This is a genomic window from Caballeronia sp. GAWG1-5s-s, from assembly GCF_023631445.1.
GTDB lineage: Bacteria > Pseudomonadota > Gammaproteobacteria > Burkholderiales > Burkholderiaceae > Caballeronia.
The window spans coordinates 16,791-35,280 of record NZ_JALQDC010000029.1 but is presented as its reverse complement, the minus strand read 5'-3'; the positions used below and the strand labels follow the sequence as shown (position 1 = coordinate 35,280).

Annotated in this window: 24 protein-coding genes; 12 read left to right on the top strand and 12 right to left on the bottom strand. The window is 65.7% G+C overall.

Going from position 1 to position 18,490, the window contains the following annotated elements:
- The first annotated feature begins 71 nt into the window (after positions 1-71).
- The gene (locus NCR34_RS21275; protein WP_244850679.1) at positions 72-275 is read left to right on the top strand and encodes a CsbD family protein; all 204 of its coding nucleotides are present in this window, start codon (positions 72-74) and stop codon (positions 273-275) included.
- A gap of 15 nt (positions 276-290) precedes the next feature.
- Here NCR34_RS21275 and NCR34_RS21270 read toward each other — a convergent pair whose 3' ends face one another.
- The gene (locus NCR34_RS21270; protein WP_248324538.1) at positions 291-2,099 is read right to left on the bottom strand and encodes a RecQ family ATP-dependent DNA helicase; all 1,809 of its coding nucleotides are present in this window, start codon (positions 2,097-2,099) and stop codon (positions 291-293) included.
- Positions 2,100-2,451: 352 nt separating this feature from the next.
- Here NCR34_RS21270 and NCR34_RS21265 point away from each other — a divergent pair, with 352 nt between their 5' ends.
- Positions 2,452-2,757 (top strand): hypothetical protein, encoded by a 306-nt coding sequence (locus NCR34_RS21265; protein ID WP_175945727.1) that lies wholly within the window; start codon positions 2,452-2,454, stop codon positions 2,755-2,757.
- 103 nt (positions 2,758-2,860) lie between these two features.
- Here NCR34_RS21265 and NCR34_RS21260 read toward each other — a convergent pair whose 3' ends face one another.
- The 3 genes from NCR34_RS21260 to NCR34_RS21250 all read right to left on the bottom strand — a co-directional run bounded on the left by NCR34_RS21260 (position 2,861) and on the right by NCR34_RS21250 (position 4,209).
- Complete coding sequence (locus NCR34_RS21260; protein ID WP_248324537.1) at positions 2,861-3,250, bottom strand: hypothetical protein; 390 nt, start codon at positions 3,248-3,250, stop codon at positions 2,861-2,863.
- Between the two features lie 126 nt (positions 3,251-3,376).
- Positions 3,377-3,673, bottom strand: a complete 297-nt coding sequence (locus NCR34_RS21255; protein ID WP_370650741.1) for a DUF6723 family protein — start codon at positions 3,671-3,673, stop codon at positions 3,377-3,379.
- A gap of 194 nt (positions 3,674-3,867) precedes the next feature.
- A complete protein-coding gene (locus tag NCR34_RS21250) occupies positions 3,868-4,209 on the bottom strand; it encodes a cupin domain-containing protein (protein ID WP_248324536.1) in 342 nt (113 codons plus the stop codon).
- Positions 4,210-4,577: 368 nt separating this feature from the next.
- Between NCR34_RS21250 and NCR34_RS21245 the strand changes: the two genes are divergently transcribed.
- Positions 4,578-5,021, top strand: coding sequence for an SET domain-containing protein (locus NCR34_RS21245; protein WP_175945733.1), 444 nt, complete (start codon positions 4,578-4,580; stop codon positions 5,019-5,021).
- A 39-nt stretch (positions 5,022-5,060) separates the two neighbouring features.
- Here the strand turns inward: NCR34_RS21245 and NCR34_RS21240 are convergent, their stop codons facing one another.
- Positions 5,061-6,260, bottom strand: a complete 1,200-nt coding sequence (locus NCR34_RS21240) for a polysaccharide pyruvyl transferase family protein (RefSeq protein WP_248324535.1) — start codon at positions 6,258-6,260, stop codon at positions 5,061-5,063.
- Positions 6,261-6,395: 135 nt separating this feature from the next.
- Here NCR34_RS21240 and NCR34_RS21235 point away from each other — a divergent pair, with 135 nt between their 5' ends.
- The 3 genes from NCR34_RS21235 (at position 6,396) to NCR34_RS21225 (ending at position 8,928) form a co-directional block, all read left to right on the top strand.
- Positions 6,396-7,163, top strand: a complete 768-nt coding sequence (locus NCR34_RS21235) for a hypothetical protein (RefSeq protein ID WP_248324534.1) — start codon at positions 6,396-6,398, stop codon at positions 7,161-7,163.
- A gap of 173 nt (positions 7,164-7,336) precedes the next feature.
- Positions 7,337-8,605: a PQQ-dependent sugar dehydrogenase gene (locus NCR34_RS21230; RefSeq protein WP_250501044.1), complete on the top strand. Its 1,269-nt coding sequence runs from the start codon at positions 7,337-7,339 to the stop codon at positions 8,603-8,605.
- Positions 8,602-8,928, top strand: a complete 327-nt coding sequence (locus NCR34_RS21225; RefSeq protein WP_502800119.1) for a c-type cytochrome — start codon at positions 8,602-8,604, stop codon at positions 8,926-8,928. Before NCR34_RS21230 ends, NCR34_RS21225 begins: the two co-directional genes overlap by 4 nt.
- A 245-nt stretch (positions 8,929-9,173) precedes the next feature.
- On the opposite strand, the gene NCR34_RS21220 is transcribed toward NCR34_RS21225, so the two are convergent.
- The 3 genes from NCR34_RS21220 to NCR34_RS21210 form a co-directional block, all read right to left on the bottom strand.
- Positions 9,174-9,359, bottom strand: coding sequence for a hypothetical protein (locus NCR34_RS21220; protein ID WP_248324532.1), 186 nt, complete (start codon positions 9,357-9,359; stop codon positions 9,174-9,176).
- Between the two features lie 133 nt (positions 9,360-9,492).
- Positions 9,493-10,158, bottom strand: a complete 666-nt coding sequence (locus NCR34_RS21215) for a glutathione S-transferase family protein (protein WP_248324531.1) — start codon at positions 10,156-10,158, stop codon at positions 9,493-9,495.
- A gap of 16 nt (positions 10,159-10,174) precedes the next feature.
- Complete coding sequence (locus NCR34_RS21210; protein WP_248324766.1) at positions 10,175-10,960, bottom strand: enoyl-CoA hydratase/isomerase family protein; 786 nt, start codon at positions 10,958-10,960, stop codon at positions 10,175-10,177.
- 269 nt (positions 10,961-11,229) lie between these two features.
- Here NCR34_RS21210 and modA point away from each other — a divergent pair, with 269 nt between their 5' ends.
- Genes modA through modC form a run of 3 tightly spaced genes read left to right on the top strand, consistent with a single transcriptional unit; the run spans position 11,230 to position 13,826 of the window.
- Positions 11,230-11,997: a molybdate ABC transporter substrate-binding protein gene (gene modA, locus NCR34_RS21205; RefSeq protein ID WP_502800118.1), complete on the top strand. Its 768-nt coding sequence runs from the start codon at positions 11,230-11,232 to the stop codon at positions 11,995-11,997.
- A gap of 7 nt (positions 11,998-12,004) precedes the next feature.
- Positions 12,005-12,685: a molybdate ABC transporter permease subunit gene (gene modB, locus NCR34_RS21200; RefSeq protein ID WP_248324530.1), complete on the top strand. Its 681-nt coding sequence runs from the start codon at positions 12,005-12,007 to the stop codon at positions 12,683-12,685.
- A complete protein-coding gene (gene modC / locus NCR34_RS21195; RefSeq protein WP_248324529.1) occupies positions 12,678-13,826 on the top strand; it encodes a molybdenum ABC transporter ATP-binding protein in 1,149 nt (382 codons plus the stop codon). Before modB ends, modC begins: the two co-directional genes overlap by 8 nt.
- On the opposite strand, the gene NCR34_RS21190 is transcribed toward modC, so the two are convergent.
- A complete protein-coding gene (locus tag NCR34_RS21190) occupies positions 13,801-14,403 on the bottom strand; it encodes an NUDIX domain-containing protein (protein ID WP_248324763.1) in 603 nt (200 codons plus the stop codon). The genes modC and NCR34_RS21190 overlap by 26 nt on opposite strands.
- Before the next feature lie 192 nt (positions 14,404-14,595).
- Between NCR34_RS21190 and NCR34_RS21185 the strand changes: the two genes are divergently transcribed.
- The gene (locus NCR34_RS21185; protein WP_248324528.1) at positions 14,596-14,940 is read left to right on the top strand and encodes a hypothetical protein; all 345 of its coding nucleotides are present in this window, start codon (positions 14,596-14,598) and stop codon (positions 14,938-14,940) included.
- A 24-nt stretch (positions 14,941-14,964) separates the two neighbouring features.
- Positions 14,965-15,483: a glycine zipper family protein gene (locus NCR34_RS21180; RefSeq protein WP_248324527.1), complete on the top strand. Its 519-nt coding sequence runs from the start codon at positions 14,965-14,967 to the stop codon at positions 15,481-15,483.
- A 6-nt stretch (positions 15,484-15,489) separates the two neighbouring features.
- On the opposite strand, the gene NCR34_RS21175 is transcribed toward NCR34_RS21180, so the two are convergent.
- On the bottom strand, positions 15,490-16,125 hold the full coding sequence (locus NCR34_RS21175) for a beta/alpha barrel domain-containing protein (RefSeq protein WP_250501043.1): 636 nt from the start codon (positions 16,123-16,125) through the stop codon (positions 15,490-15,492).
- Between the two features lie 245 nt (positions 16,126-16,370).
- The gene (locus tag NCR34_RS21170; RefSeq protein WP_248324525.1) at positions 16,371-17,123 is read right to left on the bottom strand and encodes a lipoyl protein ligase domain-containing protein; all 753 of its coding nucleotides are present in this window, start codon (positions 17,121-17,123) and stop codon (positions 16,371-16,373) included.
- Between the two features lie 235 nt (positions 17,124-17,358).
- On the opposite strand from NCR34_RS21170, the gene NCR34_RS21165 reads away from it, so the two are divergent.
- Complete coding sequence (locus tag NCR34_RS21165; RefSeq protein WP_175945753.1) at positions 17,359-17,589, top strand: hypothetical protein; 231 nt, start codon at positions 17,359-17,361, stop codon at positions 17,587-17,589.
- Between the two features lie 5 nt (positions 17,590-17,594).
- On the opposite strand, the gene NCR34_RS21160 is transcribed toward NCR34_RS21165, so the two are convergent.
- Positions 17,595-18,362: an SDR family oxidoreductase gene (locus NCR34_RS21160; RefSeq protein ID WP_248324524.1), complete on the bottom strand. Its 768-nt coding sequence runs from the start codon at positions 18,360-18,362 to the stop codon at positions 17,595-17,597.
- Positions 18,363-18,490: the final 128 nt, after the last annotated feature.

Here is an 18,490-nt window from a genome sequence, read left to right as displayed (position 1 = left end):
GCCCGTAAGCTCGGGCATAACCGTTGCGACGAACGGTATGTTGAAACCGCTAATCCCGAAAGGAGAGTCACATGAACAAGGACACGACCGAAGGCATCAAGGAACAGGTGAAGGGCTGGGTGGATACGGCCATCGGCACCGTGACCGGCGACGAGGACCGCAAGCTCAAGGGCGACGTCGAAATCACCAACGGCGCGAACCGTAAGGACTACGGCGATCAGAAGGACAACATCGAGAAGGGCGTCGAAGATCCGGGCGAGCCGACCAACACGTAAGCCCGCTCTTTCCCGTCACGCCGCGCGCTTCACATAGCGCGCGATGAAGGTGCGCGTCTCGTCGTCCGGGAAGCGCACCGCCACCCGATCCGCGCTCACCATCTCGACGACGCCATCGCCATAGCGGCGCACACGCACGCGGTCGCCCTGACTGAACGTTGGTGCGCTTCGCTTCGGCTTCGCTTCTTTCTCGTGCTCTTCCGACAGCGCCTGTTCGCGCACTTCGCGCGGGCTCTCCTGCACTTCCGGCGGATGCAGGCAGTTGTCGCAGGAACCGCACGCGCCGCCGCCGAGTTCGTCGTCGGGCGCCCGATAGTTCACTTCCTGCTTTCCCGCGGACGGCTGCGGAGCAGCGTCGTCCACGTCGTCGGCGAAATAGTCGAGCAGCATGCGCCACCGGCACCGCGCGCTCTGCGCATAGGTGATCATGCGTTCGAGCACCGCGCGATCGCGTCCTGCCCGCGCGGCGTAGCCCTGGGCGGCGTCGTCCAGTTGCGCGATGGCCGCGCCGTCGTCGATCAGCTTCATGCCGCCGCGCCGCGTGCGACGCGTCACGCCCATGTCGTTGAGGAGCGTGGCCGCGACGCGCAGCTTGTTCACGCCGACGTGCGGCAACGCTTCGCGCAGTCGTTCCAGCGGCTTTTCGAGCGTCTGGCTCGCGTTCTCGCGCGCGAGGTCGCGCACCGTCTCCGCCACGCGGCGGATCGTCTCCGCGCTCGGATAGCGCCCGCCGAGAAAGAACTGCTGAACCTGCTTGTCCTTCAGTTCGAAGAGCAGGATGCACTTGGCCGGCTCGCCGTCGCGGCCGGCGCGCCCGGCTTCCTGATAGTACGCGTCGAGGCTGCCCGGCACCTGCGCATGCAGCACGAAGCGAATGTCCGGCTTGTCGATGCCCATGCCGAACGCATTGGTCGCGACCATCACGCGTGCTTCGTCGGCCATGAACGCGTCCTGCGCTTCGGACCGCGCGCTCGCCGCCATCTTGCCGTGATAGCGCTGCGCCGCGACGCCCGCCTCGCCGAGCGCGGCGTGCAGCGCATCGCATTCCGCCACCGTCGCGCAATAGATGATGCCGCTGCCATCCAGCGTGCTCGCGAGCTCGATGGCGCGCCGGCGCTTGTCCTCGGGATTCGTCAGTTGCTCGACCGAGAAATGCAGGTTGTCGCGGTACACGCCCGTATGGATCACGTTGGCTTGGCGCATCTGCAATTCGCGCACGATGTCCTCGATGACGGCGGGCGTCGCCGTCGCGGTCAGCGCGAGCACGGGCGGGCGGCCGAGCGTCTTCACGGCGTGGATCAGCTCGACGTAGGCCGGGCGGAAGTCGTGGCCCCACTGCGAGATGCAATGCGCCTCGTCGATGACGACGAGCGGCACCGACGGCATGTCCTTCGAAGTGAGCGTCGCGGTGAATTCCGCGTTCACGAGCCGCTCCGGCGTGACGAAAAGGATGCGGACCTCGCCTTGCGTGACCGCTTGCATGGCTTCGCGCTCTTCTGTCGTGGACAACGTGCTGTTGAGGACCAGCGCTGCTACACCGGCTTCGGTCAGCTTTGCGGCCTGATCGCGCATGAGCGAGATGAGCGGCGAGACGACGACCGTCATGCCGTCCAGCTGCAAGGCCGGCAATTGATAGCACAGAGACTTGCCGGCGCCGGTAGGCATGACGGCGAGCGTGTCGTGGCCGTCGAGAACGCTGCGGATGACTTCGTCCTGGCCCGGCCGCAGATGAGGAAAGCCGAAAACCTTGCGAAGGGCGGTTTCGAGTTCACGGTCGAGCGGTTTGCGCGCGCGGGTGGCGATGCTGCGGGTGGTGTCGTTCATGTCGATGGGTTCGAGTGGCGCGCTGCGCGGTTTGCATCCGGTGGATTCACTAAGAAAGGATGGCACGCGGCGAAGGGAGCAAGCGCCAGACCCACGGCAAACGTTTGAAGAAACCACCATGCCGCGTGTAAAAGTTTTCGCATCGGTCCGTGCGCTAGCCGACGCACGGCTGCATTTGACGTCGGATGTATCGGCCAAATTAAGTCCAGACGAATAAGGGTGAACGCTAATACCGGCGGGCCTGAGCGCACGTCCGTTTCATTTGGAAACACATTTATCGGTGCGAAAAAGCCGCGAAGGTACGCACCTTGCTCATGTAGTTGTTTTCCGAATTCACGCTGGACGCTTCCTTATGACACGAACCCTCGCCGCCGCCCCCGCCTTCCGACAGCGTCGCCCGGCCCAGCTCGCAGAGCGCGAACTCAAACACCTCGAACTGATCCTGGCGAGTTTCGTGGAAGGCAGCGCCGCGCCGGGACGTCTGCCGACGAAGTATTGGGACATGCGCGTGGCGCAACTCGACAGCGACTACGAGCTCGTCCCCTCGCAAAGCCAACGCGTCGCCACGCTGCAACGCAAGCTGGCCTTGCTCGATTCGGCGCTCGGCTCCGCCGCTGCCGATGCTCAAGAGAAGCAGAATCGCCGCGTGGCCGCCTGAGCCGTTTGAGCCGTTCGAGCCTTCCGACGGCCGCAGTTTCCCGCCTAATCGACGCACGCTGTGCCAGCGGGCGTCAGCCAAAACTGAGTGAACCGAGCGGCGCTTACTTAGCCCGCCGGATCAGCGCGCGTGCCACATTGGCCGCGAGATCCGCGCGGAGCTCGGCCCACTTGCCGAGCAGCGACGCATCGTTGGTCAGGAAGTAAGGCGCTTCCGCAAAATTCGTGTTCTTGCCATCCGAGCTCGCGACTTCGAAGACGCGCATGTCCAGGTCATCGCACGTGCCCATGCTCACGAGTTCGCCGAACGAATGCACGCCCGCGATGGCGACATTCTGCACGCCCACGCCATGCACTACCGCGATGACCGTCTTTCCCATGCGCCAGGCGGCTTCGCGGCTGTCGGCCATGACGAACGCGATACCCTCGACAGGCGCTGTCAGCGTCACGCGAAAGAGCCGTGATTTGCATACGTCACTGAGTTGAGTGGTCATGTTGGCCGCCGGCGGAAGAAGGAACTCGATAAGCGCGAAGAGCGACATGTTAGCAAGTCATGCTCCCGCCTAGCCACCGCTTCAAAGGCAATGGCTTTGCGAGTTCCGCCGACACACGAACCTCGATCACAGCTCGGGGCGCGCGAGATCGGCCTGCACGACCTCGTCGCCGCGGCGCTGCGCCGCTTCGATTGCATCCGACTTCGACGCGTAGGGCCCAAGCGTGTCCGCGCCTTCGAACGGAAACAGCAATCGCCCGTCCGTTTTTCGCACGACCTTCAAGGTGCCGTAATAGCCGCTTGCCGCACTACCGCGATACGACGCATAAATCTGGAAGTCACTCTCACTCGCGCCTGGCGTCGGCGCGACGATGCGGGTGGGGAAATAAACCAGCTTGGGGCGTCTGCCACTCGAATACGTCACGAAAATCACCGGTTGAACGCGCGTGAACCTATGCCTTAGTTTCGGACGAGTCAGCCCGGGCGCGGCTCGTCGCATCACGATGCGAACCACGCTGCGCGCCTGCCGTCGGAAAAGAACGTAGGAAAGGAAATTCAGCTGCATTCAGATTGAGCAATTGGCAAGCCGGATCGGCTGTCCAGGACGCGCGCCTCGGCCTATGCGCGCGGATCGTCGCAGAACACGGTCGTCGCGTGCTTTCTTTCCACGGTGAGGTTCACCGAGCGCGCGCCGAGCGGACGCGTGCGATGACGCACGCCCGCCGGAACCGTCAGCAGTTGTCCGGCGTGGACGTGCATCGAGCCGTCTTCGAGGTCGATCACGAGCGTACCTTCGGTGACGATGAACGTCTCGTCCGAATCGGGATGCAGATGCCATTCGTACGGCGAGGTCATCACGCTTATGTGGACTTCGTGGTCGTTGACGGTGGCGACGATGCGATTGAGATAGCCGTCGTTCGGCGTGCGAGCGAGCGTCGTCAGATCGATGGGCGAGATCATTGCGGCTCCTTCCGTGCGATGCGGTTCGTTCACCGAGCCTAGTCGAGCGTGAGCGCGCGGCGCAAACGAATCGTTTTCGCTTCGTTGCGAAGCGGGCTCACACAATTGGTCGCACTCGCCGAAGCCCTCTGCGCTCGTCGCGCTTAAGATGCCCGAGTCAGCCGCAAACTCCGATGAGCAACAGAGGAAACGGAACGAATCGTCACACGCGCCACCCTATGCCGCCGCAATGCAGTTACGATAGCTCGCGAGCACTGCGCGTCCATCGCTGCGTGCGCGAACGTGACGCCGGTCCATGAGGACGCCATCATGTCGATGCGGCTTCTTCACGGCCGACTTTCATACCCAACACTGCGACTCGCCACACCATGCGTCGAATCACTGTCCGAACATCGCCCGTTCATGGCCGGGGCGTCTTCGCCCTCGCGGATCTGCCCGCGGGCGCGCTGCTCTTCGAATACAAAGGCAAGCGTCTTTCGTGGAAGGAAGCGCAACGCATGTACGAGCGTTCCAACGCCGAGGACGGTCATACGTTTCTTTTCGGACTCGACGACGGCCGCGTGATCGACGGTGCGCGCGGCGGCAATTCCGCGCGCTGGCTCAATCACAGTTGCGCGCCGAATTGCGAGGCCGAACAGGACGGGGAGCGCGTCTTCATTCGTTCGCTTCGCCCGATCGGCAAGGGGCAGGAACTGTTCATCGACTACCGGCTCACCGTCGAAGGACGGCGCACGGCGGCGCTCAAGCGCCTCTACGCGTGCCGATGCCTCGCGGCCAATTGCCGGGGCACGATGCTCTCCGACGAACGGTGACCTGCGCCGCACGGCGCGCTTTGAGTCCGCGGGCACGCTTCAATCGCGGCGCATGGCATCGGCCCGATACAGGCGCGCCAGTTCCCGAGCACGCTGCCTGAGCGCCTCGCGATCGGCGCTCGACGCATCGCGCATGGCCGCTTCGAGTTCGTCGATCGACACGGCGCCCGGCGCGTTCGCGTCGTCCCACGTTTGCGCATAGGCGGCCTGCTTGCCGGTTCGCGCCGCTTCGTCCGGATGAAGCATGTTGATGCGAGGCAGTCCATACGCCATCGCGACGATCCGTCCGTGCAGGCTGCTGCCCGCATAGCCCGCGCTCGTCGCGATCAATGCGCAGATGTCCCAAATGTCCAGCGACCGGAAGACGAGCGCACGATGCTGCATGCGTGCCGCAAGCCGCGCGTATGCGTCGATGTCGTCGTGCCACGGCGCCGCGCCCGCGCGAAACAACACGATGCCGAGGCCGGTCGATGCAGCGAGCGCATCGAGTGCGCGCGCCAGCCGGTCGAGCGTCGCGTCGTCGGCGAAGTCGGCGCTGAACTGCACCGCGAGGTGGCCGCGCGGACACGCCCGTCGCACGTCGGCCGACGGGCCGAGGCGGGCGCGCGAGGCGATGCGTGAATCGAAAAGCTCGGCAATCATCGTCACCGGGTCCGGAACGAGCCTCGCTTCGATGCCGGCCGCACGCAGCATCGCTTGCGTGTGCTCATCGCGCACGCTCAGGTCGTCGGCGCTGCGCAATGTGCTCACGACTTCGTAGCGCAGCGCAGGCTCGCGCGTGTCGAGCGACACGCCCCCCACCGCATTGAAGCGAATCGACGACGCCTGCGGCCATGTTTCTCGGCCGACGACATACGGCGCGAGCGCGTCGGAATCCAACAGCGTGCGCGCATACGCCGAGCGCTCCTCGGCCCGCGCGCCGTATCGCGCGATGGTCGCCTGCGCGTCCTCGGGTTCGTTGAGCATCACGGCGGCTTCCCACGCGTCGCAGGTCAAGAGTTCGCCGCCGGCATGCACGAGCGTGACCGGCTTATCGCGCAGATGTCCGGCGAGCGTGCCGAGCGCCGCGACCGCATGGCCGCCGTATCGGCGCAGGTCTCGCGCGGCCAGTCCCGCAAAAAGCGGTTCGGCGTCAGGCAGGCGTTCGAGAAGCAGACGCTGCTCGACATGCGCGAACAACATGTCGCCGAAGTTGTGGCGGTCGAATGCGCCGAAGATCACGACGGTGGCATTGAGCAATGGGCTTCCTCTGTCTATTCGATGCGTGAGCGACAACGAGCCGGCTTCGTTCGCTTGACGCGCCGCAGTCCTGCGCCTATACAGGACGTTCCCGCTTCGAGCACGCGAGGCGGCCGACCGCGACCGGAGCCTTCGATGACGAGCACGACACGCGCCGCGCTATTCCCTGCCTCGCTTGCCCTACCCTTCGTCGTGTTCTTCACCGCCTGTTCGACCAGCCCGCCGCCCGCCCCGCCGGCGCAAGCCATTACGACGACGCTGCCATCCGGCGGCGTCTACAAAGGCACGCTCGGCGACGCGGACGCCACGTTGCTCGTACTCTTCGACGGCACCGCCTACCTCTTCTATGCGAACGGCAGCGCGGGTGTCGGAGGCGTCGTCATCGCGACGAACGGCTCGCAGACGAGCGACGGACGCTTCGCCAGCTCCTCCGCATTAAATTACCGCATCGGCGCAGCGCCGCCGTCGCCGGTGTCGTTCACGGCGGACTTCGCGCATGCGCCGGCCGTCCAAGGGGCGATCACGCGCGGCAACGGCGGCGAGAGCCAGAGCTTCTCCGCGACGGCGGCGCCGTTGCTCGACACCGCGCCCACGCTCGCGAATGCGGGCGGCCTCTACAGCGGACGCGGCATGGCGCTCGGCGGCTCGACGACGACGCGCATCACCATCGCCGCCGATGGCTACGCCGCCGGAACCACCAGCGCCGGCTGCATCTTCAAGGGGACGCTGCGCCCGCGCCCCGGCGTGAACGCCTACGCGGTGTCGGCCACCTTCGGTCCCGCGCCCTGCCCGCTGCCCGACGCGACGGTGGACGGCAGCGCCATCGTCGACGGCGCGCGTCTCCTGGTCGCGCTGCCGAGCCCGGACCGCTCCAACGTCTTCATCTTCGACGGCCGGAAGTAGCGGCGGCATCGACTTTATTCACGCGCCGCTTACATACGGCGTTTCCTGTCCTAACATTGCTTTACCGGGCCAGCGGCGCCGTACCTGCCGGCGCACCGACGCGGAGGGCTCGGCAAAGAAAGTCCTGTGGTCGAACACCATCTTCCGATGCCGTAAATAAAGGAGACAACCGGATGAACGCAACGCTCAAGCTCTTGCCACTGGCCCTCGGCCCAATGCTCGCCTGCATGCCGCCCGCCGACGCAGCGCAGGACAACGTCGGCACCCTGTCCAACTTCCGTCAGACCGGCAATACGCAGCCGCCCGAAACCGTCCCGCAAACCGGTCAGACTGCGGACGCGCTTCGCGAAAACCTCAAGCAGATCAAGCTGCCGCCGGGCTTCAAGATCGACCTGTATGCGGTCGTGCCGGAAGCGCGGCACATGGCGATCGAGCCATCCACGGGCGTGGTGTTCGTCGGCACGCGCAAGAATCGCGTGTGGCAGGTGACGGACAGGACGAAGCAACGCGTCGCGAGCGACGTCGTGCAGTTCGCTTCGTCGGTGACGTTCAAGGTGCCCAACGGCGTGTGCTTCTCGCCGGACGGCGTGCTCTACGTGGCCGAGCAGAACCGCGTGCTCGGTTTTCCGGCCGCGCAGTTCTTCGGCGAAGGCGGACCGGACGTGGCCGCGGCAGTCGTGGTGCCGCAAGGCAAGCTGATTCCGACGCAGTTCGAGAGCTTCAATCACGGCGCGCGCGCGTGCCGCATCGGACCGGACAAGAAGCTGTACATCGCGCTCGGGCAGCCGTGGAACGTGCCGCCTAAGGACAAGCTCGCCGAACTCGACCGCAACGGACTCGCGGGCATCATCCGCATGGACCAGGACGGCAAGAACCGCGAAGTGTATGCGCATGGCGTGCGCAATTCGGTGGGCCTCGACTTCAATCCGAAGGACAAGACCTTGTGGTTCACCGACAACCAGGTGGACGGCATGGGCGACGACATCCCGCCGGGCGAGCTGAATCACGCGACGAAGGCCGGCGAGAACTTCGGCTTTCCGTGGTACGGCGGCGGCAAGGTGCGCACGGTCGAGTACAAGGATCAGAACCCGCCGGCGGGCGTCGTGTTCCCGCAAGTGGAGTTCGCCGCGCATGCCGCCGACCTGGGCATGTCCTTCTACACCGGCAAGATGTTCCCGCAGAAGTATCAGGGCGGCATCTTCGATGCGGAGCACGGCTCCTGGAACCGCACCAAGCCCATTGGCGCGCGCATCATGTACACGCCGATCAAGGACGACGGCACCGCTGGCGAAACGGAAGTCTTCGCCGAAGGCTGGCTCACGCAAAGCGGCGAATACATGGGCCGTCCGGTCGACGTGCAAATGCTGCAGGACGGCTCACTGCTCGTCTCGGACGACTACGCCGGCGCCATTTACCGCATCTCGTACTCGGGGGCCAAATGAGGCGCGTGAAGCAGACGGCGGCGCTCGCGGCGTTGGTGGCGATGCTTGCGGCGATATCGGACGCGTCGCTCGCGGCGGGCGATATCAAGGCGGGACGCGCGAAGGCGGCGCAGTGTCAGGCGTGCCACGGGCTCGACGGCATGTCGAAGCTGCCGGAAGCGCCGAATCTCGCGGGGCAGACGGAGGAATATCTCGTGAAGGCGCTCAACGATTTTCGCTCGGGCGCGCGGCAGAACGAGATGATGTCCGTGGTGGCGAAAGGCTTGTCGGATACGGATGTCGCGAATCTGGCGAGCTATTACCACAGCCTCGGCAAGCAATGAGGGCGTTGGAATTTTTTCGAAATGAACGCTTGACTTGGCGGACTAAGGGTTTATACTAGCCCTTGTCTCCTCCATGTCTCAACCGATGTGGATTCAAGCCCGCTCTCTCGAGCGGGTTTTTTTTTGGGCTTTCGCGGCGAGACTATCCACAGAAATCGGGGAAAAGGCTGTGGATATCGGGCTGACGAATGGCCTAAGCCGTTGACCCTGAAGCGCTTACTCTCGCCGCTTCACAACGCACCCGCTCACTTCCCGACGCCGACGCACGACAAAACCATCGCGTCCGCGCGGCTCACGTCGGCGGCGAATATCGCTTGCGGCGCAGTCGCGATGCTCAACTCTTCGGCCGCCGACCCCGGCAGCGCGTAAAGGATCGTGCCCGTCGCGACGAGCGCCACGATCATCGATAAGAACCAAGAAAAGACGTACATCGCCGGCACCTCGCCAAAGAACGCTTCGTCTGGACAGGCGCGCCGAACGTCAGCGCCTGACGCGCAGAGTAAAGCGTCGCGGCGGGTCGCACAGCCCCACGGAGGGAGGGACGTGAAGGAGGGAAGCGCTCGGTCAGCGCGTGTCCGGCGCGGGCACCGGCGAGACGCCTTGCGCACGGGCGGCGGCGTCCTGGGCGCGCATCGCGCGGATGAAGCCATCGCGTTCGCGCAGCCGGGCCCAGTAACGCGCGACCGGTTCGGCGAAGCGCGCGCTCAAGTCCAGATGCTCCGCCAGCATCAGCGCATAGCCGACCGAAATGTCCGCCGCCGTGAAGCGGCCCGCGCAGAGAAAGTCCTGGCGTTCCAGAAGCGGCGCGAGGGCGCGCAACCGCGCGTGGAACCATCGCGCGTAGTCTTCCGCGACCTGCGGCTGCCGGCGCTCGGGCGGCTCGAAATGCGTGTAGCGCAGCACGAGCGTCTGCGGAAACGTGAGCGTCGCCTCGCCGAAGTGCAGAAAGTTCAGATAACGGCCAAAGTCGGCCTCGTGCACGGCGACATCCAGTACGCCAGGCGAATAGCGCGCCGCGAGATACTGGCAGACTGCGGCGGATTCGGTCATGAACAGCGCATCGTCGGAAAATGCGGGCACCGTGCCGAGCGGATTCACGTCCATGAAGGCGCGCGCCATCATCCGCGGCGGAAACGGCAGCATCTTCACTTCATACGGCAGGCCGATTTCCTCGAGCGCCCACAGCGGCCTGAACGAGCGCGCGCTGACGCAATGATGGAGCGTGATCATCGCCGTGCGTCTGCGCTCAGGCCAGCCACGACGGCTTGCGCTTTTCGAGGAAACTGCGCACGCCCTCGCGCCCTTCGTCCGATGCGCGTATCCGCGCGATGCGATCCGCCGTGTCCGACATCAGCGTCTCGTCGATAGCGCTGCCCGCGAGATCCGCGACGAGCCGCTTGCATTCGCGCACCGCATTCGGGCTGTTCGCGGCGATGCTCGCGGCGATTCCGTCGACGGCGGCGTCGAGCGCATCGGCTGCGACGACCTGATGCACGAAACCGATGCGCAGCGCCTCGGCCGCGTCGAAGCGCTCGGCCGTCACGAAATAGCGGTGGGCGGCGCGCGCGCCCATTGCGCGGATCACGTACGGCGCGATGGTCGCGGGCATCAGGCCGAGCTTGGCTTCTGACAGGCAGAAGTGCGCCGTGTCCACGGTCACCGCGATATCGCACGCGGCGACGAGGCCCACGCCGCCCGCGTAGGCGTCGCCCTGCACTCGCGCGATGACCGGCTTCGCGCTCGTATAGATGGCGTTCAGCATGGTCGCGAGACCGAGCGCGTCGGCGCGGTTCTCCGCGTCGGTGAAGCCCGCCATGCGTTTCATGTAGTTGAGGTCCGCGCCCGCGCAGAAAGCCGGGCCGTTCGCGGCGAGGATGATCGCGCGCACGTTGGCGTCGTCGTTGAGGGCGCGGAACGCGGCGGTCAGGTCGACGATAGCCGCGTCGTCGAACGCATTGCGCACGTCCGGCCGATCGAGCGTCACGCGGGCGATCGGGCCATCGACGGCGAGTTTCAGGCGTTGCAGGTTCATTGCATCGCTCATGTCTTGTCTCCTCGTTTGCCGCTGCATGTGAGTAGCGCTCATTTCTCGCGGGTGCGAACTCGCGCCATGCGGCACAGTTTCTTCGATAACGGTAATCGCGGTCAATCGCTTCCTGTGAGGCAGGCTCACACGAAGCCGACGCCCGCTGGACCTTCATCATGTCACGAACGCGCGTAATATATTCGGCTATATTACGCTGGCTCGTCCGGCCGAATATGCCGCGACACACCAACACGACGAAGAACAGGAGCAGTTACGTGAAGACCCGTTTCATCCGCACGATGCTTGGCGCGTTGCTTTCGCTCGCAGTCGGCCTGGCCGCGTCCGCTGCGGTCGCCGGCGAGGTGCAGGTCGCGGTCGCCGCCAATTTCACGGCGCCCATGCAGGCCATTGCCGCCGACTTCGAGAAGGACACGGGCAACAAGGTCGTCGCCTCGTACGGCGCGACCGGCCAGTTCTACGCGCAAATCAAGAACGGCGCGCCGTTCGAAGTGTTCCTCGCCGCCGACGACACTACGCCCGCCAAACTCGAAAGCGAAGGTCTGACCGTGCGGGGCAGCCGCTTCACCTACGCGACCGGGGCGCTCGCGCTGTGGTCGGCGAAGGACGGCTACGTTGACGACAAAGGCGAAGTGTTGAGGAAGAACCAGTTCACACACCTCGCGATAGCGAATCCGAAGGCCGCGCCCTACGGGCTCGCCGCGACGCAGGCGCTCGACAAGCTCGGGCTGACGCAGGCCGTCGCGTCGAAGATCGTGGAAGGACAAAACATCTCGCAGGCGCAGCAGTTCGTCGCCACGGGCAACGCCGAGCTCGGCTTCGTCGCGCTGTCGCAGATCTACAAGAACGGCAAGATCACGGGCGGTTCGGCGTGGATCGTGCCCGCCTCGCTGCACGAACCGATCAAGCAGGACGCGGTGATCTTGAGCAAGGGCCGGGACAATACGGTCGCGAAGCAGTTCGCAGACTATCTGAAGGGTCCGAAGGCTGCGGCGGTCATCAAATCGTTCGGTTATCAACTCTGAGCGGACCATGCCGATCGATTCCGCCGACCTTCAGGCCATCGCGCTGACGCTGGAACTCGCGTCGCTCGCGACGGTGCTGCTGCTCGTCATCGGCACGCCGGTCGCGTGGTGGCTCGCGCGCACCGCATCGCGCATGAAGGGCCCGGTCGGCGCCGTCGTCGCGCTGCCGCTCGTGCTGCCGCCGACGGTCATCGGCTTCTATCTGCTCGTGCTGATGGGGCCGAACGGCGTTGTCGGCAAGCTCACGCAGGCGGCGGGCATCGGTCTGTTGCCGTTCACGTTCGCCGGGCTCGTCGTGGGTTCGGTGATCTATTCCCTGCCGTTCGTCGTGCAGCCGCTGCAAAACGCGTTCGAAGCCATCGGCCGCCGTCCGCTCGAAGCCGCCGCGACGCTGCGCGCGGGGCCCTGGGACACGTTTTTCACAGTGGCGTTGCCGCTCGCGCGGCCGGGCATCGTCACGGCGACGATTCTCGGCTTCGCGCATACGGTCGGCGAATTCGGCGTGGTGCTGATGATCGGCGGCAACATTCCGGGGCGCACGCGCGTGGTCTCCGTGCAGATTTTCGATCACGTCGAAGCCCTGGAATACGCGCAGGCGCACTGGCTCGCGGGCGGCATGGTGCTGTTCTCGTTCGTCGTGCTTCTTCTGCTCTATTCGACTCGCCGGAGGGCGGCGGCGTATGTCTGAACGCACGTCACCTTCGCTCATGTTCGACGGCGCGCGCAACAACGCGACGCACGCGGCCATCGAAGCACGCTTCGTGGTTCAACACGGCAGCTTTTCGCTCGATGTCGACCAGAACCTGCCGGGGCGAGGCGTCACCGCGATCTTCGGCCAGTCCGGTTCGGGCAAGACCACGCTGTTGCGCTGCATCGCCGGGCTGGCGCGCCCGACACGGGGGCGGCTCGTCGTGAACGGCGACGTGTGGCTCGACACCGAACGCCGCATTTTCCTGCCGACGCATCGGCGCGCGCTCGGCTACGTCTTCCAGGAAGCGAGCCTTTTTCCTCACCTGAGCGTCGAAGAGAATCTGCGATTCGGGCTCAAGCGCGTGTCGCCCGCCACGCGCCGCGTCGATCTCGCGCACGCTGCGGAATTGCTCGGGATCGCGCATCTGCTCGAACGGATGCCGGCGGGTTTGTCGGGCGGCGAGCGGCAACGCGTGGGCATTGCGCGGGCGCTGCTGACGAGCCCACGTCTGTTGCTGCTCGACGAGCCGCTCGCCTCGCTGGATCACAAGCGCAAGCTCGAAATCCTGCCGTATCTCGAACACCTGCACGACGAGCTCGATATTCCGATGTTTTACGTGAGCCACGCGCCCGAGGAAGTCGCGCGGCTCGCCGATCATCTCGTGCTGCTCGACGCGGGGCGCGCGCTGGCGAGCGGTCCGATCAGCGAGACCCTCGCGCGGCTCGACTTGCCGATCGCCCTCGCCGACGATGCCTCGGTGGTGCTGGAAGGCACGGTCGCTGGCTTCGACGCGCGGTATCGGCTGCTGACGCTCGCGCTGCCGGGAGGACGCGCGACGCTGCGCGTGCTGCACGAGCCGGTCGCGCAAGGCAAGCCGATGCGCGTCGCGGTGAAGGCGCGGGACGTGAGCCTGATCACCGGCGAGCACGACCATACGCTGAGCAGCGTGCTGAACGTGCTGCCCGCGACGGTGAAGGGCATTGCCGAAGACGCGAATCCGTCACAGGCGGTCGTGCGGCTGGACGTGAACGGCTCGCCGCTGCTTGCGCGCGTGACGCGTTACTCGCTGGATCGCTTGCACATCGCGCCCGGCATGCACGTGTGGGCGCAGGTCAAGGCCGTGTCGCTGCTCGCCTGAGCGCGAGATACTGCAACAGCATGATCGTCTTACCGTCCATGATCTCGCCGCGGTCGATCATCGCCATCGCCTCGTGAAGCGGCGGTTCGATCACCTCGATCTCCTCGCCCTCGTCGATCACGCCGCCGCCGTCGCCGACGCGCATCGCGCCGTCGTACTCGCCGATATAGAAGTAAAGCTTCTCCGTCACCGATCCGGGGCTCATGAACGCCTCGAAGATCTTCTCGATGTGTCCCACGCGGTAGCCCGTCTCCTCCTCCACTTCGGCGCGGATGCGGGCATCGGGCGTTGCGTCGTCGAGCAAACCGCCGGGGGCTTCGATCAGCATCCCGTCATGGCCGTTGACGAACGCGGGCATGCGGAACTGGCGCGTCAGAAGAACGGTGCCAGTACGCGGGTTATGCAGGAGGATGGTCGCGCCATTGCCGCGGTCGTACGTCTCGCGGCTTTGCCGCTGCCAGGTGCCGTCGCGGCGCCGGAAATCGAAGATGACTTTTCTGAGCACGTACCAGTCGTCGGACAGCGTGACTGTCTCGACAACGCGAACGCGTTCTTTCGTGCCGCCTGCATCGGTCATGATCGCCTTGGCTTCGAGTGTTCTTGACACGCATTATTACCGGGTAACACGCCGAAAGAATGCGTCGCCGTGCCGTAATTGAAATTCTTCCGCGACTGGAATAGCGTAGAAGAATGCACGCATCGCGGCCATGTGGAAGCCGGAAGTTTCCTGCCGCGACGCAACCAAGCAAGATTTTTTTTGGAGAAAGTCGTGAATCGCCTGAAGGCTCTTATCGCGATGTCGGTGCTCGCTACCGCCGGTGTGGCGACCACCGCGAGCGCGCATGGCGGCCATGTCGGAATCTGGTTCGGCGCGCCGCTGTATTACCCGGTGGCGCCCGTGCCGTACTACTACTATCCGCCGGCGCCGGTAGTCGCGGTGCCCGCTGCGCCGACCACGTATGTCGAACAAGGACAGGCCGCGGCCGCTCCCGCGCAGCCGAGCGGTTCCTGGTACTACTGCGACGGATCGCGCACGTACTACCCGTATGTGAAGGAGTGCCCCGGCGGCTGGCGCGAAGTGCCGGCCCAACCGCCTGCGCCTTCGAACCAATGATGAAGTGCTAAGGAAGTCACGTCCATGAACTACCGAAGGCTCGTATTTCTTCTCGCGCTCACCGGCCTGTCCGCATGCACCGTCATGCCGAGCGGGCCGAGCGTCATGGCGCTTCCCGGCTCCACCAAGACGTTCGACCAGTTCCGGGCCGACGACGCCTCCTGCCGTCAGTTCGCGCTCCAGCAGATCGGCGGCGTCAGCGCCGATCAGGCCGCGACCAACAGCGCGGTCGGAAGCGCGGTCGTGGGCACTGCGATCGGCGCGGCCGCGGGCGCGGCGTTCGGCGGCGGCTCGGGCGCGGCCATTGGCGCGGGCGCGGGCCTGCTGACAGGCAGCGCGTTCGGCGTCGGCGCGGCGCAGTCGTCCGGCTACGGCGTGCAGCGCAGCTACGACTACGCGTATCTCCAGTGCATGTACGCGGCGGGCGACAAAGTGCCCGTCAGTGGCGCCGTGCGAACCGTCCCGCCCACCGGCGCTTACTCGGCCCCGCCGCCCCCGCCACCGCCGCCCGGCATCCAGCCGCCTCCGCCGCCTTCGACCTGAGTCGAATCAACGGCGCCGGCGCCAGCTATCGTCGGCGGGGCGCGCGTGTGGATCGAGCGGAGCAACCAGTCCCGGCGCGACCAGAAGCCCCGTCGCCCAGCCGATGTAGAACCGCAGGTCGCTCCAGAACTCCGCGTTCGTGTAGATGCGAAAGCTCTGCACGTGCGCGAGCCACAACGCGACTTGCAGCACGCCGGTCAACGCGAGCCACGTCGCCGCGACGACAGCCGTCGCGCGGGCGCAGCGGCGAAACGTGGACGGGTCCCACTGGTCGCGCACGACCACGGAACCCGCGATCAGAATCAGCACGGAAGGAATCAGCGTCGTCGCGATGACGCGCCCTCCCCACTCGAAGGCCAGCCCGCATAAGTAGCCGATCACGACCGCGAGCAACGCCGCCGGCCATGCCGTCCAGCGCGGCCCGCGCGCCGCGAGCCACGCGATGGTGATGAAGAAAGGCATCGCCGCCCATTGCAGCGCCTGCGCGACCGCTTTCGCGAGATTCTCGCCGGCCTGCTCGTTCGAATGGCTGGCTGCGACATACACGGTGATCGCCTCGTGCACGCACACGGCCACCACCGCGAAGCTCAGCGCTTCGCGCGGCGAAGGCGGGCGACTTGTCGGGCCGTCGATGCGTCGCATCCTCGCCGAGCGCGCGCACGCGCTCCAGCACCGGATCGACGAAGAACGCGAGGATCGCGCCGATTAGAAGCGCCGCGGCGGCGTCGGTCAGCGAAAAGTGTCCGACAAGCGAGACGAGTCCTTGCCACAGGAACTCGGGCGCGGCCGCGCAGACGGCGACCCACAGCGCAAAAAAGAAGCCGTTCGATGCACGTCTGAGCGGCATGGCCACCTCGATGCGGTTGAAACGGACAGCGACCAGACGCTCAACCCGTCTCGGGCAGCGAAGCCCGCGCAAGACGCGCGGCGAGCGCATCACACACGCGCGCGCGCAGGTCGGCGGGAATCTCGAAGCATTCGTACGCGAGCGCCTGCGCGACAGTGACGACTTTCATCTCCTGATAGCGGCGTCCGCTGCCGATGAGCGCTTCGAACGCGTTGGCGCGCTCGTTGATCTCGACCGGGTCGGCATCGACCAGCAACACGGCGTGGGCGAGCACGGCGTAGAGCGGCGTGTCGCGCTCATCGGCTGGTTGCGGCGCGCGCCGCCAGTACTGCGCGGTGCCCGCGATCTTGCGCGCATCGTTGCCGGGCCCCCACGCCAGATTGAAGCGTCCATCGCAAAAGGAGCCGTTCACCGCCTGATGATGCGTGAGGACGCCGAGCGTTTGCAGCGCGTCGGCCAGAATGCCGCACAGATGCACATAGACCGTCTCGGCGAGCGCGCCCATCGGCGCACGCACGGGATACGCGAGGCTCAAGTTTACGATGCCCGGTCCTTGCGGCACCAGGCCGCCGCCCGACAGACGCTGCCACACCGGACAGCCGCGCCGCGCGAAGTTCGCCCGGGCATCGGCGAGCGCCGGGTACCGTTGATAGCTGCGCGGCACCGAGAGCGAGACGGGCGCGGTCCAAATGTGCGCGACGGCATCGCCGGACGCGGCGCGCGCAAGAAGTGCTTCCTCGGCGTCGAGCGGATCGCCGGCAAGCATGGCGGGATCGAGCAAAACGAAGGACATGGGATCAGGTGAGGGCCGCGCCGGTATCGACGCCACCGGGAGATGGTAGCGAAGATCGGCGGCGGCGGCCAAATGCGTGCACCCGGCGCAATCTTCACGAGCCGCGAGCATTCCAACCGCGGGTAAACCGCCCCGCGCGCTTCATCGTTCAGGCCATATGATGCTCGAATCAGCACACGAGACATGCGCCGGCTCGCCGAAGCCGGCGACAAGAACATCAAGAAGGAGACGACCGATGACGAAGATCGCCTACGAAGACTTCGAGCGGCAGGTGGTGCAGCATCACCTGATCAAAGGCAACGTGTACGAAAACGGCGCGGCGCTCGTCGAACGCGCGAACCGGTGGATCGCGGAGAATCGCATCGACGTGTTGAACGTGGAAAGTCTCTCCACCTTCGGCGCCGGTGACGATACCAGCGTGAGCCACTGGTACTCAGGCATTCGCGTCTGGTATCGCACCGAATAGCGCGCTCAGCCGCGGCCGACGAACGGCATCTTGGTCGCCATCACGGTGTGGAACAGCACGTTCGCTTCGAGCGGCAAGTTCGCCATGTACAGCACGGACTGGCCGACGATCTTCACGTCCATCATCGGCTCGACGGCGATCTCGCCGTTCGCCTGCGGCACGCCGCGCGACATGCGTTCGGAGAGTTCGGTCAGCGCGTTGCCGATATCGATCTGGCCGACCGCGATGTCGTACTTGCGGCCATCGAGCGATGCGGATTTCGTCAGGCCCGCTACCGCATGTTTCGTGGCGGTGTAGGCAGCCGAATTCGGACGCGGCGCGCTCGCGGAAATGGAACCGTTATTGATGATGCGCCCGCCTCTGGGCGACTGCGCGCGCATGGTGCGAAACGCCTGCTGCAGGCAATAGAACATGCCGTTCAGATTGACGTTGACGACGCCCTGCCACTGATCCGGCGTCCAGTCCTCGAACGGGCCCGGCGGATTGCTCACGCCCGCGTTGTTGAACAGCAAATCGACGCGTCCGAAGCGCTCCACCGCCGCCTGAAAGAGCCGTTCGACCGATTGCGGATCGGCCACGTCGGTCGGCACGGCCAGGCCGCGTTCGCCCGCGCCGGATTCGGCGATGACCGCCTCCAGCGGCGCGGCGCGGCGGCCGGCCAGCACCACCGACCAGCCATCGCTTAGCAGCGCCAGCGCCGCCGCGCGTCCGATGCCGCTTCCCGCTCCAGTGACGACCGCGATCTTCGAATTCGTGTTGGCTGCTTCAGGCATGTCTCCGTTCTCCTGTCGACCGGAGTGGGCGCGCGAGCGTCGTTCTCCGGTTCCATGTGTGGAAGTGTTGGGTGGCGCGCGACAGTGCGCGCGTCGTCGATCAGGCGAACATTATCGGCGAAATGCCT

Excerpts from the sequence above, each read along its gene's own strand:
- NCR34_RS21180 (WP_248324527.1), top strand. The coding sequence starts at position 14,965 with ATGAACTACCGAAGGCTCGTATTTCTTCTCGCGCTCACCGGCCTGTCC.
- NCR34_RS21170 (WP_248324525.1), bottom strand. The coding sequence starts at position 17,123 with ATGTCCTTCGTTTTGCTCGATCCCGCCATGCTTGCCGGCGATCCGCTC.
- NCR34_RS21235 (WP_248324534.1), top strand. The coding sequence starts at position 6,396 with ATGACGAGCACGACACGCGCCGCGCTATTCCCTGCCTCGCTTGCCCTA.
- NCR34_RS21270 (WP_248324538.1), bottom strand. The coding sequence starts at position 2,099 with ATGAACGACACCACCCGCAGCATCGCCACCCGCGCGCGCAAACCGCTC.
- NCR34_RS21190 (WP_248324763.1), bottom strand. The coding sequence starts at position 14,403 with ATGACCGATGCAGGCGGCACGAAAGAACGCGTTCGCGTTGTCGAGACA.
- modB (WP_248324530.1), top strand. The coding sequence starts at position 12,005 with ATGCCGATCGATTCCGCCGACCTTCAGGCCATCGCGCTGACGCTGGAA.
- NCR34_RS21165 (WP_175945753.1), top strand. The coding sequence starts at position 17,359 with ATGACGAAGATCGCCTACGAAGACTTCGAGCGGCAGGTGGTGCAGCAT.
- NCR34_RS21265 (WP_175945727.1), top strand. The coding sequence starts at position 2,452 with ATGACACGAACCCTCGCCGCCGCCCCCGCCTTCCGACAGCGTCGCCCG.
- NCR34_RS21245 (WP_175945733.1), top strand. The coding sequence starts at position 4,578 with ATGCGTCGAATCACTGTCCGAACATCGCCCGTTCATGGCCGGGGCGTC.
- NCR34_RS21230 (WP_250501044.1), top strand. The coding sequence starts at position 7,337 with ATGAACGCAACGCTCAAGCTCTTGCCACTGGCCCTCGGCCCAATGCTC.
- NCR34_RS21210 (WP_248324766.1), bottom strand. The coding sequence starts at position 10,960 with ATGAACCTGCAACGCCTGAAACTCGCCGTCGATGGCCCGATCGCCCGC.
- NCR34_RS21260 (WP_248324537.1), bottom strand. The coding sequence starts at position 3,250 with ATGACCACTCAACTCAGTGACGTATGCAAATCACGGCTCTTTCGCGTG.
- NCR34_RS21215 (WP_248324531.1), bottom strand. The coding sequence starts at position 10,158 with ATGATCACGCTCCATCATTGCGTCAGCGCGCGCTCGTTCAGGCCGCTG.
- NCR34_RS21160 (WP_248324524.1), bottom strand. The coding sequence starts at position 18,362 with ATGCCTGAAGCAGCCAACACGAATTCGAAGATCGCGGTCGTCACTGGA.
- NCR34_RS21220 (WP_248324532.1), bottom strand. The coding sequence starts at position 9,359 with ATGTACGTCTTTTCTTGGTTCTTATCGATGATCGTGGCGCTCGTCGCG.
- NCR34_RS21250 (WP_248324536.1), bottom strand. The coding sequence starts at position 4,209 with ATGATCTCGCCCATCGATCTGACGACGCTCGCTCGCACGCCGAACGAC.
- NCR34_RS21275 (WP_244850679.1), top strand. The coding sequence starts at position 72 with ATGAACAAGGACACGACCGAAGGCATCAAGGAACAGGTGAAGGGCTGG.
- NCR34_RS21175 (WP_250501043.1), bottom strand. The coding sequence starts at position 16,125 with ATGCGACGCATCGACGGCCCGACAAGTCGCCCGCCTTCGCCGCGCGAA.
- NCR34_RS21225 (WP_502800119.1), top strand. The coding sequence starts at position 8,602 with ATGAGGCGCGTGAAGCAGACGGCGGCGCTCGCGGCGTTGGTGGCGATG.
- modC (WP_248324529.1), top strand. The coding sequence starts at position 12,678 with ATGTCTGAACGCACGTCACCTTCGCTCATGTTCGACGGCGCGCGCAAC.